General features: G+C 54.3%; 17 protein-coding genes. 1 reads left to right on the top strand and 16 read right to left on the bottom strand.

Annotated features, from left to right (window positions below; genetic code table 11):
- The 12 genes from QFZ60_RS07955 to QFZ60_RS07900 form a co-directional block, all read right to left on the bottom strand.
- Positions 1-942, bottom strand: a complete 942-nt coding sequence (locus QFZ60_RS07955; protein ID WP_307089569.1) for a hypothetical protein — start codon at positions 940-942, stop codon at positions 1-3.
- A gap of 506 nt (positions 943-1,448) precedes the next feature.
- Positions 1,449-1,919: a hypothetical protein gene (locus tag QFZ60_RS07950; RefSeq protein WP_307089568.1), complete on the bottom strand. Its 471-nt coding sequence runs from the start codon at positions 1,917-1,919 to the stop codon at positions 1,449-1,451.
- Positions 1,920-1,930: 11 nt separating this feature from the next.
- Complete coding sequence (locus QFZ60_RS07945) at positions 1,931-2,407, bottom strand: hypothetical protein (RefSeq protein ID WP_307089567.1); 477 nt, start codon at positions 2,405-2,407, stop codon at positions 1,931-1,933.
- Entirely contained in the window at positions 2,400-3,539 is a 1,140-nt protein-coding gene (locus QFZ60_RS07940) for a hypothetical protein (RefSeq protein WP_307089566.1), read from the bottom strand. The genes QFZ60_RS07945 and QFZ60_RS07940 overlap by 8 nt, the downstream gene beginning before the upstream one ends.
- Positions 3,540-4,373: a phage tail domain-containing protein gene (locus QFZ60_RS07935; protein WP_307089565.1), complete on the bottom strand. Its 834-nt coding sequence runs from the start codon at positions 4,371-4,373 to the stop codon at positions 3,540-3,542.
- Positions 4,370-7,144, bottom strand: coding sequence for a tape measure protein (locus QFZ60_RS07930; protein WP_307089564.1), 2,775 nt, complete (start codon positions 7,142-7,144; stop codon positions 4,370-4,372). The genes QFZ60_RS07935 and QFZ60_RS07930 overlap by 4 nt, the downstream gene beginning before the upstream one ends.
- Before the next feature lie 231 nt (positions 7,145-7,375).
- Positions 7,376-7,762, bottom strand: coding sequence for a hypothetical protein (locus tag QFZ60_RS07925; protein ID WP_307089563.1), 387 nt, complete (start codon positions 7,760-7,762; stop codon positions 7,376-7,378).
- The gene (locus QFZ60_RS07920) at positions 7,755-8,747 is read right to left on the bottom strand and encodes a phage tail tube protein (protein WP_307089562.1); all 993 of its coding nucleotides are present in this window, start codon (positions 8,745-8,747) and stop codon (positions 7,755-7,757) included. The genes QFZ60_RS07925 and QFZ60_RS07920 overlap by 8 nt, the downstream gene beginning before the upstream one ends.
- Positions 8,737-8,931: a hypothetical protein gene (locus tag QFZ60_RS07915; RefSeq protein ID WP_307089561.1), complete on the bottom strand. Its 195-nt coding sequence runs from the start codon at positions 8,929-8,931 to the stop codon at positions 8,737-8,739. Before QFZ60_RS07915 ends, QFZ60_RS07920 begins: the two co-directional genes overlap by 11 nt.
- Positions 8,932-8,972: 41 nt before the next feature.
- A complete protein-coding gene (locus tag QFZ60_RS07910) occupies positions 8,973-9,443 on the bottom strand; it encodes a hypothetical protein (RefSeq protein ID WP_307089560.1) in 471 nt (156 codons plus the stop codon).
- Positions 9,443-9,901, bottom strand: a complete 459-nt coding sequence (locus QFZ60_RS07905) for a phage virion morphogenesis protein (protein WP_307089559.1) — start codon at positions 9,899-9,901, stop codon at positions 9,443-9,445. The genes QFZ60_RS07910 and QFZ60_RS07905 overlap by 1 nt, the downstream gene beginning before the upstream one ends.
- Positions 9,902-10,798 (bottom strand): phage protein Gp36 family protein, encoded by an 897-nt coding sequence (locus QFZ60_RS07900; protein ID WP_307089558.1) that lies wholly within the window; start codon positions 10,796-10,798, stop codon positions 9,902-9,904.
- Between the two features lie 66 nt (positions 10,799-10,864).
- On the opposite strand from QFZ60_RS07900, the gene QFZ60_RS07895 reads away from it, so the two are divergent.
- On the top strand, positions 10,865-11,770 hold the full coding sequence (locus QFZ60_RS07895; RefSeq protein ID WP_307089557.1) for a hypothetical protein: 906 nt from the start codon (positions 10,865-10,867) through the stop codon (positions 11,768-11,770).
- Between the two features lie 88 nt (positions 11,771-11,858).
- On the opposite strand, the gene QFZ60_RS07890 is transcribed toward QFZ60_RS07895, so the two are convergent.
- From QFZ60_RS07890 to QFZ60_RS07875, 4 genes are read right to left on the bottom strand one after another with little or no spacing between them, the layout of a single operon-like run.
- Positions 11,859-12,206: a hypothetical protein gene (locus QFZ60_RS07890; RefSeq protein ID WP_307089556.1), complete on the bottom strand. Its 348-nt coding sequence runs from the start codon at positions 12,204-12,206 to the stop codon at positions 11,859-11,861.
- Between the two features lie 8 nt (positions 12,207-12,214).
- Positions 12,215-13,138: a hypothetical protein gene (locus QFZ60_RS07885; RefSeq protein ID WP_307089555.1), complete on the bottom strand. Its 924-nt coding sequence runs from the start codon at positions 13,136-13,138 to the stop codon at positions 12,215-12,217.
- A 33-nt stretch (positions 13,139-13,171) separates the two neighbouring features.
- Complete coding sequence (locus tag QFZ60_RS07880; RefSeq protein ID WP_307089554.1) at positions 13,172-13,546, bottom strand: hypothetical protein; 375 nt, start codon at positions 13,544-13,546, stop codon at positions 13,172-13,174.
- Entirely contained in the window at positions 13,546-14,766 is a 1,221-nt protein-coding gene (locus tag QFZ60_RS07875; RefSeq protein WP_307089553.1) for a phage protease, read from the bottom strand. Before QFZ60_RS07875 ends, QFZ60_RS07880 begins: the two co-directional genes overlap by 1 nt.
- Positions 14,767-14,792 lie beyond the last annotated feature (26 nt).

Below are 14,792 nucleotides of genomic sequence, written 5' to 3'. Positions count from 1 at the left end.
CTAGGAAACTATCTCCGTTACCTTCAATACTGCTTGTTCAATAGAAACGGAGGAGGCTGCGGAAGCGTAGGCTAAGAACGTCCAAGTATGAGATCCAGCTGTTGGTGTGGAGGAAACGATAAAGCTGGCCGATGTTTGGCTACCGCCTCCGGAGTTGAGTAATGATTCCAGCCGGATGTCCGTAGGTGACACATCAACGCCGTCACACTGCACTTTGAAGAAGACATCGCGTACGCTACCCGAGTTACCGTTTGAAAAGATGAAGCGCACATCCGCTTCACACTCACCGCCGCCACTCGTGGCCGTGACCGTTGCGTAAGTTGCGTAAGAGACTGTCAGAAGAATCCCTGTCGTGTTCTTCTTTGCAATGCCGAGTCGAAGCTGTGTGCCAGGCAGGTTCTGCTGCTGCTTCACACGTATGAATGTGCGCTTATCGGTGATGTTCGCGTTGGTAATCTGGGTGACGTTGGCTCCTACGGCCAGCTGACCAACGATGATGTACGGGTTCGCTGCTCCAATGGCAGTTTGGATCTGGCTGACAGTAGGAACCACGGGTGATCCAGATGGCGTTCCTGCGACAGCGGCGAACTTGATGACGTTGTTTGAGTTGTTGACGTTGGCACCAGATGTTGAGCCGGCCACTGACTTGTCGACATATCCCACGATGTAATCGATTCGAGCGGATGCCGCCGCAGTAGAGATCGCCACTGGATAACTGGACGTATTACCGAACCAGTAGCCATAGTCCGTTGGATAGGTCCCGGTCGTGATACGCCCTGTACCCGTAGACACGTTAACGGTCATGTTCGGGGTGCCGTTAGCAACTACCTGAAGTCCCTCAGCAACATCGCCTTGTAGTAACCGGTGGAAGGTGAGGAACGTACCGAACTCGTCAGTCGTACTGCTTCCATTTGCTGTGTAGTTACTAAGGATTGTTGCCAAGGTTTTGTTCTCTATTTAGGTTTCTGTCCTTATCGTAAAACAGACGGCCTATTTTTAACAGGGCAATTATGGCGTGACTTCGGCAAAGGTGTACGTTCCTGGAGAGATAGTCCAGAAGGTGAACGCTAGGGCTATATCCTTGGTGACATCATTGCTCATTATGTAGACGCGAAACTTTTGTACGCCGGCTACTGGAGGCAGAGCGTCGAAGCGCTGAATTACTGTTCCGCCACTGGGAGACGTAAACGAGAAGCTGAAGTCGAACGCGATAACTGGGTTCGATGCCGCAGTCTGAGGCGTCAGTGTGACTTCTACACACCTGGGCGTGCTGGTCGTGACGTTACTGACGGTAATTTCCGTGTTAGTAGTGGCGTTGAATAAGCGATAGGTGCGAACGTTGCTGGAGCCGAACGTTTGGCTAGTCCGCATATCATTCAGCGTCGTCCGGAGATAAGTCAGCTTCTCGGCATACTGATTACCCGCGGCCATGTTCGGGCGGTTAGGAATCATATTTGCCTCGCATACGTGACGGTCACCGGCACGGTGGCATAGATGCGGGCTTTCAAATAGAACGTGCTGGCTGCCGTTCCTGAGGCCCTAGCCACGATCGAAAGGTAATACTGGGTCTTGCTCACATCGTCGGTGATGATCTTGTTGTACTGGATGTAATAGGCGCTGGTGAGGATGTCTTTGTACGGCGTACTCATATTGGGCATCCATAGCTCCGGCACGAAGGTCGAGATGAAGGCAGCGTTATCGACGGAGGTCGCGGTGACGATGAGTAGGGCGACCACCTGCTGCGGAGTTGTCGAAGCCGGCAGAGAACCGCTGAAGTCGTAGCTATTACCGCTGGAATACTCGTACATCTTTGCTTCCGCGTACTGGACGCCGGTTTTCAGCTCCCTAAGGCCGTCATCGATGTTCTTGACGCGTTGGATGATCTGGTTCTCTTGCTGCTGGTTGAGTCGTGGATTCATGTCAGTCTCCTTTAGTAGATGAGGTTTAGGACCGTTGCTTTGCAGGAGAGCTGGGCACGGAATTTCATGTATATCGATGCTGGGGTTGCCTGAGTCACCACGCCGATCGTCCATGCCATGGTGTTCACACTGCGGATGCCCGTATTGGGGAACCAGAAATACGAGACGCCGGTTGAGTCATTGATGTTGTAGTCCGACAGACGGTGGGCGGCGTCGGTCCCGTTGTTGTAGATCTGGCTGTATTGAATGCCGTAGGGCCACGCTTGTGTGTTGTCCCCTGTCAGCTGAAGAGAGAAGAACTTAGTGGTGTTGGCGGGGATGCTGTAAGCGCTCAGGTCGAACGTGCTGGCTGTTTGAACGAGATAGCTGCGCTTCACCAGCTCGCGCCCGATGCTTTGACGGCTCTTGAGCTCGCCAAGATCCTGCTCCAGGCTCTCAATCTCCGACCCGACGCTGTTCTGAAGCTGATGGTCTAAACGGTTATTCATTCTGGTTGACCCCGTAGTTATCGAAGGTCAGTGTGATGTCGCTTTCGAAGTCGTTCTCATCGATCGAAACGTCCATCTGTTCAATGCGGTACAGGCCGTTGATACTCGCTAACCAAGTGTGGTTGAGCACCTGCAGCGGGATTCGATCACCGGGGGTGATGAACGGGACACCCTTGAGCTCGTTGCCTGTGATGCTGACCTTTGGCAGCTCCAGGAGATCCTTAGCGAGGGCTACGGCCGTCTGCGTGTTCGCATCGAGAGTGCTCTGTTCGACCACAGAGTTGAACTGCTGGATCTGCTCACGGAGGTAGTAGTTGAGCTGGCTTGGAAGATCGACCTTAGTGGTTTGCAGCTGGTCGGTCCCGAAACCGGAACCCAGACCGTAGACCTTATTGAAGAGATTTATCCCGCTCCGGTCCACCGTAAAGCTAGCCACATTTGAGTAGGGGCCGCCCCAGATGAACTTGAGATCGGTCCGGCGTGCGCCGATCTGGCTATACGTCTGGAATACCTTGTTCCAAGTGAAGGAGAAGTCAAAGGGTGAATCGCTCAGCGCCGCGAGCTCCTGCAGTTTGAGCTTGACGTTGTCCCGCTGATACGTCCGATCAGCCGGCAGGCCAGTGGCGTATTGACTCCCCGCAATAGTCACGCCCACACTGCCGTTGGTCTGAGCCTGGGTGGTTGTCAGTAAATCCGTGGCAATCGCGGTGCGCTCAATCTGCGAGTACGTCTTGGTGACATAGCGGTCCTTGACCAAATTGAGGTATCCGGAGCATGTAATGGTTACCGACGCGTTCTGAGCCCCGCTAGAGCCCTGTCCAGGCGAAGATGAGTCCGCACTCAGGTTGAAGCTGATATCCACCACCTGCGCGCCGAAAAGGTATGATCCGGCACGTTTTACTTTGACGTCGGTGACGTACGGCTTGATGAGTACGTTCGGATCGGTTCCACCCAGGTTGATGAGGCAGTACCTTTCGAAGTCGTTGAGATCCAGATCAAAGGTCAGGGTCTCTGCCTCGTTGCGCTGCAGGGTGTATCTGCGCTTAGAACACAGGTGGGAAATGTCAGCAATACGGGAGCCTCCCGCGCTCCACAGTTCGATCTCGTAAAGGCGTGAACCTCCGAAATCCACTTAGATGCTCCTGTACCCGCTTCGCCAGCCCAGCGTCGCGACAGTGGTATCTGTTCCACTGTTGGTTGTCAGGTTGATCGAGTTGTTGCCAGGAAGCAGCGGCCACCATGAGCTCGTGCTTGTCACATAGGGCAGCACCGAACCGCCGTTGAGCAAGACGGTACGGTTCTTCATATCGATCTTGAGCACGTCGCCGGCTGCCGTCGTGAGGCCGGAAAGTGTGAAGAACTGGCCCGTCGTCTGGTTCGTGATGGTCGGGTTGGTCATGATGTCGGTCAGGGTGATCGTCGGATAGATCGTGACGTTACCGGTGTTGTTGACGGTCGTTGGTTGTGAACCGGCCGCCCAGTTGAGTTTCCAGGTAAGTGGCCACGTCAGACCGCCACCGCGAGCAGGTTGAACCGTGACGCTCATGGCACCAGAGGCCGAGTTGTCGTAGATGATCGGATCAGGGGCAATGAGGGAGAGCTTGAAAGGTGCCCTATTGAGGGAACGGATAATTGGCATGTCCAAGGAATCGAGCGAGCAGTACAGAACGTATTGAGACCCGGCGTTGGTGGTGATGTTGACCGGGAAGGATGCGTTGGTCACCGCGGCGGCCAAATTGCGTCGAGCCGTCTCCAGCGCTGCCGGTGTCCCGAAGAAATAGCCGGTCAAGGTGACGAGGCGCATCCCGAAGAATTGGGCGCCGATGTAGCCGCCATCTCGTCCCGAATAGTTGCCGCTTGAAGTGCGAACCGGAGGCATACCCAGTCCGTCGATTGGTTCATCCAGATAACAGCTGTTCACGCTGTTCGGATCGTTGATCGTGTAGCCGTTGACGGAGACGATCATGACAGCGCCAGCCTCCACCCGAGGTCTTTGAGGAATCGCTGCTGATCCATCTCGTTATGGATGTGGACGGAGCCAATTTGAATTGATGCACCTCCCCCGCCGCTGAGTATCTGTTTGGTCTCTCTCGCTGTGTGAACCTTTGCGCCGGTGGGCAGGTTATACAGGCCGGGAGCAGTCACGAGCTCGGCTCCGGTTTCCGCCAGGCCAGCGAGGCCACCAGGAGCAAAACTCGTACCGGTCGCATAGCCAGGAAAGCCGGTGTTGTGGAGGTATTGCCTTGCCAGTTCCTTTTGCCGAGGGCTACTAACGCCGTCGTTCAAGATGCCGAGGAAGTGCTGGCTTGTCTTGAGAGACTCCTGGTTGAACTGCGCTTGAGTGGCTTTCGCCTGCTCGATAGCGCTCATCATGTTGTTGTAGGCGTTCCAAACGCTGGCAATGGCAGCGAGAGCTGCCCCGACTGCAATAGCTGGCATGACGATTGGTGTCGCCACAAGCGCACTGAAAGCAGCAAACGACTGTGAGGAGGTAACCGCAGCGCTTACCCAGGCAGCGCTAGATACAGCTGCGTTCGCGACAGCCGAGGCGGAAGCAGCGATGAAACCAGAGATGATCCGAGGTAGCTCTGTGACCGCCCAGGCGACGGCTGATCTTGATGCACTTGCTACCCAGGCTGCGGAGCTGACGACCGCTTCCCTCGATGCACTGGAGGATGTAGCGATGAAGGCTGAAACAATTCTCGGCAGCTCAGTTGCTATCCAAGCGGCTGCTGACTGAGAGGCAGAGACTATCCAAGCAGCGGAGCTAACGACCGCCTGCTTGACTGCGCTGGCCGACGTCGTTACGAAGGCGGTAACGATTCGTGGCAGCTCAGTTGCTATCCAGACCGCTGAAGTCTTAGCCGCAGATGTTACCCAGGCGGCGGAGGTAGCTGCGGCATGAATTCCGGCCTTAGCTGCTGTCGTCGTAAAGGACGCAACTAGTTTTGGCATTTCAGTTGTGGTCCAAACGAGGGAGACCCGAACGGCGTTGAGTGTCCATGCCAGCGCCGTGTCGGCAGCATGAAGCGAGGCCTTCAGAGCCACGAGCGCGAAAGAGCCAATGATCTTTGGAAGCTCCGTGACCACCCATATGGCCGAAGTCTTAGCCGCCGAGGCAACCCAGGCCGCGGAGGTAGCAACGGCATGAACAGTTGCCTTTGCAGCTGTGGCTGCGAAAGAAGCGATAATTTTCGGGAGTTCAGTGACGACCCATGTCGTCGAGGTCTTTACAGCACTTACAGTCCAAGCTGTGGCCGTAACAACGGCATGGGCTACTGCCTGAGCCGAGACCATCGCGAAGCTGGCAATCTGTTTTGCTGCGACACCAGCACTTGAAGCGGCGATCGTATCCATCGTCGCGATGAGACTTGGAATCGTGACCAGCCGGAAGGTCGCAAATCCGACAGTCAGAGCGTCAAAGATGGCGTTGAAGGCCATCACCGTGGCCAAAGTGCCGAATGCTCCGATGAGCGTCCAGATGAGGGGATTGCCGTCTTTGATCTGCTGATAGACAAAGCCGATGCCCTTAAACAGACTGCTCGCGATATCAACAACCGCTCCTATCGCGCCGACAAGGGCGGTACCGAGGACCGGGATGAGCGGCTCAAGGACGTTGTGCCAGAGATCGGTCAGGATCGGGAGGATGTTGTCCTTGAATGATTTCCACAAGTCGGAAAGCTTCGGGCTGAGATAGTTAGAAACTGCGGTGTAGACGCGCATCAAGGACTGCGATGTTCGGTCGAACCAGTCGAGAATCTTAGGGACTACATCACCAGCCGCAGCGCCCCAAGCGGAGAAAGAGCCGGTCAGGTCCCCCATCATGCCCTTCATCCGGTCGAACAAGCCGCCCGGTTGAATCTGCAGACCAAGGGCCGGATCGATGTGAACCCCGATGAGTTTTTCGCCGAACTGAGTGGCTGAATCTTTGAGGGTAGACAGCCGTCCGTTGAAGGTGTCGGCCTGTTTGTTGGCTCCTTCAAAGGCGAAGCCGCCCTTTTGCGTGGACTGGGTGATCGCGTCAAAGAATTGCTGGGCCGGGATGCCACCCTTGTCGAACTCATCGGTCAGCTTCTGCATGCCGCCTGCGTTTTCCGCCATGACCTTGATGAGGCCAGCGCCGCCATCGTTGATGACCTGGTACATGTCCTGGGCGCGCATCTTGCCCTGAGCAAAGACCTGACCAGTTACCAGTGAGAGTGCCTGGAGGTCTCCCCCGCCCACGGAGGTCACGTCACCGAGCTGTTTGATAATGTCGACGGTCTGCTGGCCCTGGGTGCCGAAGCTCATCAGGGTTTGAGCAGCCTTTTCAATGTCCGCACTTTCAAACGGCGTGACATTGGCGTACTGAACCAGCTGAGCGAAGACTGAGTTGGCCATCTCGACATTGCCGGTCAGAGACTGGAAGGCTAGGTTGGTCTGCTCCAGTTGTCCCGCAGCCTGCACTGATGAGCTCGCAAAATCGGAGACCAGCTGGCCGAGCTTGTAGGTGAGAAAGGCAGTTGCAGCGAACCGCACCTGGCCGGCCAAAGTTCCGAGGCTTGAACCGAAACCGTCACTCTTCTTTGAAGCGGCTTCAAGGTCAGCGGCCGTGGTCTTGCCGGACTTACTGAGTTCTTTATTGGCCTCAGAAGCGCTGGCAGCGGCCTTCTCGATATTCTTTACGGCGTCATTGATAACTTTCGACGCCGCGTCTCTTGCTTGAATGAGGATGTCGATGGAGTTATTTGAGGCCATGCAGTTTTATTTAGTTATTACCTTCTGAATTTAATTTAGCACGTTTTTTATTATCTAAGCCCCATATGAGAAAGGCTTTTTCAACGATGTGGCGGGGCTCTTTTAGAGCCTCTTGATACGTCAAACTCATCCGCTCCATGTAACGGATGAGTTGAACTTCCTCTATCTGTTCGGCAGTGAGTCCAGATGCATCGTCAAAGACGATCGCATCTTCGTACTTCTCGTAAAGCTCTAAAGCTCTGTCGTAGGCTCGGGAGTTGGTGACGTTTCCATCGCTGTCGATAAACCTTTTGGGTCAAGGTCTAGCCCCACAGATTGAATGAACAGAAGATCGGCGAGTTCTTTGCTCGCGTCGATGTCTTCGGTCAGCAAGTCGTCGAGAACGAGGTTCCCGGAGTCATCAAGGACTTTCACCTTGCCTGAGACCAGATGCTTCTTGACGAATTCGATCTGCCACTTGAACTTGTCGATATTGCTCATATCTTCTGCCGCAGTCGTCGTGGTGAAGTCGATGTATTCCTCATTGCTTGGAGGCATGACGAGGGCGTAGCAGCTCTCGTCCCAGCCTTCAGCAACGCCAGCCAGCGATACGCGCTTAGTGATCGCCAGCCTACGCATGTGCGTATCCGTTCTTCAGGTTCGTCAGAACCGCCTGGATCATGTAGTTGGCTGTCGTGTCCAGTTCACAGTCGAAGTTGACGGTCTCGCTCAAAGTCTTGTCGAGAGGGTTGTCCAGGGTAATCGGTGAGAAACGGACTTTTGGCATCGTGAAGGTCAGGCTTGGATTTGTAGCTGATCCGATCGTCACATCTGTGTTGACCAAGGCGATGCTCAGCGCTTGCTGCGTGTTCAGGAATGCAACGTCTTCCAGTGACGTGTCTGTGTAGCGAAGAACCATCGAACCAGTTGCAGCGAAGTCGTTTGGATCAAAGGAAACTGGATCGATCGTGCCGAGCGGCGTGAAGCGGTCTGTTTTACGAGAGAGCTTCAATTTGATGCTCTTGAGTTGCATGGCGGTGGCACCCGTGAGGCCGGCAAGGCTCGTAGCCCGCTTTACGACCACATGCTTTGAGGTGAACTTGTTGAATCCTGGGATTAGGACCGTCTCAGTGCTTGTCGCGCCAGACTTGGCGGTGACCGTGGCGGTGAATTCAACAAAGCCGTTCTGCTTGATGTCGATTTCAAGATCAGTCAGTGTCCCCATGGCGAATCGTCGGGAACGTACGGGGCTTGTGCGAGCGAAGGTTAGTGATGGTGGCAAGACACCAGGACCGGCAACGGTGAAGGTGTTGTCGTAGACAATCGTTTCGCCACTGTGGAGTGCTGCCGCGACCTGGCCGAAGATGTTGACCAGTGGGTAGCCAATGGTCAGATCGTTGAGGATCGCATTGATCGAGCCTTCTACCCACTCTTCGGTCACTGCAGAATCACTGCGGCTCTCTGAGCGGCCCAGTGCGCTCTTATCTTCTTCGACGTTGGTCTTTGGGTCGAGGGTAACCGCGAGGTGCGGCTGGAACGTCTGCGGTGCTACTGCTGTTCCTGGAACGGTTTCAAGTCCGAAACCGATGGCTTCATCTCTTCCTCTAAACGGGTTATTTGGCATCACCTACCTTTTCTTCTTTCGTATTAGTTTGTTCTTCGACAATGAGCTCTAGCTTATGTGTCGCTTCTTCGAGTGACTCTGCTTCGACTGACCCATGGACGGGGCTAAAGAAGACTTGAGGCGCGATAGTGACCACAGGCTTTGCTTGCTTTTTTGCTGCTGGCTTATCTGAATTCTTGTTCATAAGTTTAATTTAACACTTTATATAATCACTGCCTATAGCTATTAGACGTCGACAGAAAACTCAACCTGCAAGGTAAGGTGCGCTTCTGCGGTAATGAGCTCGTTGGGACGCTCGATGATGCCGTAAGCGGTGCTCATACTCTTATTGATGCGGTTATTGCCATACACCTGAGACTGCAGGGCCCCTTTGACTGTATTGGGTAGATATTTCCCGGTTACGACATCTCTCGCCGCGATAACTTGGCGGATCTTATGCTCGGTCATGTTTAGAGGGTCTACCTTCTCCGACCAATCATCCTTCTTATCGAACACAACCTTGACGACAATGGTGTCGACTACGTCATCGCTGGCCGAATCCTCTGGTGTGGTGACGTCGCCTGTCTGCGTCACGATCAAGGCCGGCAGATTGAATGCCGGGATCATATCGGGATCGCCGTTGTAGAACTCGTTGAAGGGACCACCCTGGAAGGCGTTCTTCAGGATGCCGAGGATGAAGTCGACAGAGTCACCCATCAGGCGTTGACCTTTCGATTGATCTCAGCCTGGATGATGCGCAACACCTCCCGTCGGCGCATGTCATCGATTTTCATCATGACGCGACGAGGTAAGTTGCTGCTGCGTGGGTCGCTGCTCTGGTGGTACTTGAAGTAGGGCGTCGGGTTGTACATACGTGCTGAGTTTGCGTCGCTTTCAAAGCGAAAGTTCGACTGCATCTTTCCAGTCCTCATCAGAGGCGGGCGACCAGGCCATTTCCGTGCCTTCTCGGCTGCATAGTCTGGACTGAGGCGAGCCCAGGGTTCACCGATAACGCCACCCCGACTAGCAAAGACTTCACCGGCATAGAGGTGGGAGAGATAAAGCCCGATTGTGGACATGGATTCACTGAGATCCTTGACGCCGCGGGCCGTGCTTCGCAGGCGGTTGACCATCTGCTCCTGGCCGTCGAAGGTGAAGGCGACTTCAAAGCTCATCTAGAACTTGTCCCCTATTCGAAAGAACCGAGGATCGCTGTCGTCGAGGTTTGTGGTCACCGCCTCGGAGCTAGCCAGAGAAACACCCTGGCCATCAGTAAGTACCGAAGAGCGTGTCCTGTAGGCAGCGATAGCAGCTCGGGCGTCCTGAAGTTTCTGCTTGTTGCCCGGCGTCTGACCGTATGCGTCGGTCAGTAGGAGCGCGGCTGCCAGCTGGATGGTTAGGGTGTGGATGATCTCAGGGACAGTTGTGAAGGGGACGGTGTAGGCGCCTGCAAGTGAAGCGTTGATCTCGGCCTCGGCCATACGGCGCTGTTGGTCGATGACCGCGTCCTTCAAGTTGAAAGCGTTCTCGAAGCCGGCCTCGCGACGGATCTCGGACAAGGAGGCGTAGTGCCCGAAGTCGTCGCCTCGAAAGGCATCAAAGGCATTGAGAGGCGTTTCGTCCAGAGTGATCGGGTTGAAGTAGGTGTAGCGGTACCAGAAAGCACTCGATCCGGTCGAGTCCTTGAAGTAAGTGGATGTTTGATCGGCGTCGATAGTCCGGGTCGTCAGGATAGTGAACTGGTCGTCACTTGGAACCGTGCCATCAACGTTCGGTGCTCGGTAGATATGGATCGAGTCACCAAGTACGGCCGTGACGGGCTCAAAGCGCGCATGTGCAAGCTGCAAAGGCTCAACCAAGCTAATAGTCGTCTCATCTGCGATAGACGCAATGACGGCCTTCTCAATGCCTTCACGCGATAGTTGCCCGACGTAGATAGTCTGACCTGCAACAAGGTCATCAACACAACGGACTCCGAGAACTGACGAGCCCATCACCGAATCAAGGCTTAGTTCGCCGCGCTCAACAATGTTCAGTTCATCAAAGGAGTCGATTCGTAGGGTTGTTGCCATATATGTTCATTTAATCATTGCAACGAAACAATTAAAAGCTTTTCTAGCTCATGGTATGATGCCCGAATGAGCGCCGCCCCTGATAACTCCCCGGCTAAAGAAGATGCTGAAACGACTGGTGAAGGGGGAATGGAAACTCCTCCTACACAGTCCGGCACCTCCGCGCTCACTTGGCGAGGTTCCGACGAGTTCGCCACTTTCAAGCGGTCCGCCATCATCATGGGCGCAATTGCTGTTTTGCTTTTAGCCGCTATCACGGCCTATCTTTCGTTCTTCAAAAAACCCCTCATCGACCAGTATGGCACCGACTATGTTCTCAATAGCGGTGGCGGTTACTACAAAAGCAATGGTCTTGAGCTTATTCTCGATATGGTCACCTTTAGTGTCGCCATGGTCGTTGTGATGCTACTCGTAGCCATCTACTACCAGTATGGCGAACAGCAGAGACGTTTCCAGAACTCCGTGATCATCAGCCGGATAGCGGATGATGATGCGATCGATGCCGCTACGGACTTCAAGACGATTTGGAAAGGCAACCGGAAGCATCTCAAGAGTTACCACCAAATAGTTATGAACTACGCTGAATCAACAAAAAAGAGCACCGGGCTCTACATCATGATTGGCTTCATATTCATCTTGGTCACCGCTGCTTTTGCACTTTCCGCTCAATCAACTAGTGCAGCCATATCTTCTGCCGTAGTCGCAACGGCCGCTTCAGTACTCACGGGCTTCATCGCCAAAGCGGTTCTCACTAACTCCGCGACGTCATCCAAGGAGTTGCAGAACTTCTTCAACCACCCAATCGAAGTGGAGCGAGCCCTGGCTGCAGAACGTCTAATCGGAACCTTTGAATCTCCAGCGAGACGGGATGAAGCGAGGCTGCTTATCATCCAGTCCCTCACGCGTCAGGAGTCAGGCACTAAAGCTACATCCCTGGACGCACCTGCGTCTGACAGTGAGCCCAACACCTAGTTGCCTGCTGCCATTCCCTCTACGGGTCCGGCAATTACGAAGAGCGCCCGCATTGGGCGCTCTCGTGTGCTCTGTGACGTTCCAGTTCCTATTTGGTCTTGGTGTCGCTCTGAGTTGCTGGAGCCTTCTTAGCGGCTGCCTCTGCGTCCTTGACGATCTTCTCGGCCTGGGCCTGAGCATCAGCTAGAACTTTCTCAGCTGCGGCGGCTGTGTCAGCTGCCTTAGCCTCTGCGTCCTTGACGATCTTCTCGGCCTGGGCCTGAGCATCAGCTAGCTCGCTTGATTCTTGGACCGTCTTTTCACGGTCTGGATCTTCGAGAGCGCCGGCGGCGATGAGGGAGGCAACGACTTCTTCGCTCCCCTCAAATTTGTCGCCTACCTTGTAGTCTTTGTCGTTGTGGGTGATCGGGTTAAGTACGAGTAGTTTTGCCATCATTCAGCTCCTTACGCGACAGCGTTCTTGATTACGTAGAACGCTTCAGGCATTAAGATTTGGTAGTTGTAGTAGTCGTGGGCGACAACCTCAGTGAGGAGTGGGTTCTTCTTCTCTTCACGGGTGACGAATCGTCCGCCGTCGAGCTGGAACTTGTAGCCACCGTTGATTTCCTTGAGGCCTGGGCGTGGTGTGACGTAAGCCAGGACAACGTCTTTGCCCCAGATAGGTGCGAACGTCTGTGCCAGTCCCTCTACAGAGGTGTCATAGCGAGCGTCACCGATCAGCAGGTTCGTGATGCCGTACGGGCGGAAGAGGTTGAGGACCTGATCAGAAGTAACGGTGCCACCGACGGCGTACTTGTAGATGTCGAGCACTGACGGGTGAGTAGCGATCGCGAAGAACGTCTCGTAACCCATTGCAATGGTGTTGAACTGACGGAAGGCGCGGGCCTTGATGCCCGTCAGGATGTCAGCGATTGGGTTCGATGCTGAGTCATTCCACTGAGCTGTGCCACTGAGCGTGCGGTTGTTGGTGATGATCGAGGTGTTAGTAACCGTCTTGGCCATTTCCGCCTCGTCGATCAGCTGCATCTTGTGCATGATGTTCTCGACAGCGTCGCTCTCAGGCTTGAATGGGTCATCTGTCTGGTTGTAGTCATCTGCGTAGACCTGGTCTGACAGAGAGTGCTCAAGCAGTGGGTTAGCTGGTTTGAATTCAGTCGTGTAGCTGACGCTTTTCGCGAGTGATCCACCAGTGCGCAGGCTGTTTGTTGGAAGCTGCAAATTGAAGTTGATCTGTGGAACCAGGAAGGTTCGAGTTTTGACCGGTACGGTCGGCATGAGCAAGTTGGCGATGAAGCTAGTGTCAGCATTGACGTAAGCGTTCGCAACGTTGGTAAGGCCTTGGTCGATATATTGTGGTGCGTTTGCCATATTCAGTTGTTCCTATTAGTTTTTATCAGCGTCCTAAGCCACTGTGTCTAGTTTGTAGTATTCAGCGATTTCACCTGCCACGCTTGCTCGAAGTGTTCGACCGATGACTTTCTGTCCGGTAGTAGCGAGGACCGCCTGACCGTTTGCGTTAGCAGTGATCAATACGCCTGCTGCCAGGTTGGTTGCTGTCTTTACTTTGAAGGTGCCGGCGCCGTTAGCAAGCACGACATCTACGCTGTCAACAGCTGTTCGTGGTTCATAGTCCAGAACGCCAATGAGTGTGTCAGAGCCAGCTGAAGCCAGCACGATGTTGCAGTTAGAATCAAATTTCACAATGTGATATCGCTTGCCGCGCAGGTCTGCTCCTGTCAGGGCTGTATATCGTTCGCCTGGTTGTACTGTTGCCATTACTGGTTCTCCTTATTTTCGTTTTCTACACGGGCCTTGAGCGCTGCATCTTCTGCAAGGATCTGAGCCTGCGCGTCGTAGTAGCTCATCCTTTTTCCTTCAGCCGCGCTTGCCTTGATCTTTGCTGCGACCTTGGCGTTCAGCTCTTCGCGGGCACCGGTCGCAACGTCTGTGCCGGTGTCACCGATCTCCTTATCGATAGAGGCGTTCACTGGCAGGCCTTTGATGAAGGCTTCTAGTTCAGCGCGTTGTTCACCGCGGGATGCGAGGAGCAGGTTGACGGCTCGTTCGCTTTCACCACTCTTGATCTGCCCGGCTTTGACGCTGGCGTTGATGATGGTCTCTGCCTCGGTGCGAGCGAGTTTCTGCTGGGCTTCGCGGCCGGCAGCTGCGTCAGCACGTAGCTGAGCTAGTTCTTCTGCTGTGATGCCATTGATAGCGCTTGCTTCGACGCCTGTCGGCTTTTCTGGAGCTTCTGGTGTCTCGGGTACTTCTGGTGTCTCTGGAACTTCAGGTACTTCCGGTGTTTCGGGAGTCTCTGGGGTTTCAGCTTCTAGTCCGAATGTCGTCAGCTCTTCAGCTGTCAGTTCGGCTTTGTGCTCGGCCAGGAACGCTTTCTCTTCGTCGTTCAGGTCGGCTACTTGCTTGGCGCGAATTTCTTCTAACGTCATGTGTTCTCCTTGATTACGTTTATCACTGTTGCCAGCGGCATCAGCCTTGACCTTGCGGTTAGGCACACGCGACGCCGTGATTGGCTTCAGTTTCTTGAATAGTGGGATGTTTGTGAGGGCTGCGCCGGTCAGCACGTTGCTGACAAAGTTGTATTCCTGCTCCGGGTCTTCCCACGGCCAGCTGCGGGGATTGAACTCGGGAGAGATGTATTTCCACTCCCCGTCTTTGATTGCCTGCGCAGCAGCGGGAGTCCACTCTGGATCTCCCAGAAGGGCGTTGCCGTCTTCGCTCGCGTATAGCTTTGGAATCCATCCGGCTGCCTTGTCCCAGGACTCATGACCGTAGTTGAGGGGGACTTTTGGATCAGCTTCTACGAGGCCAGTTCCCTTATCTGCGTTGATTACGAACTGCTGGATGTCTTCGGGAGTGATCTCAAACTCGCCGTGCCAAGGTGTCTGCCAAGTACCGGTTCGAAGCAACTCGATAGTTTTAGGTGCGTTGCCTTGTTTGTCGGCATTGATTTTTATTAAGTTGTGGAATGCTTTCATATCTATCTATAACGTCTTATATGTTG

The sequence above is a fragment of the Arthrobacter sp. B2I5 genome, from assembly GCF_030816735.1.
GTDB lineage: Bacteria > Actinomycetota > Actinomycetes > Actinomycetales > Micrococcaceae > Arthrobacter.
Note: the sequence above shows the minus strand (reverse complement) of the source record. Positions and strands in the feature narration are given on the sequence as shown.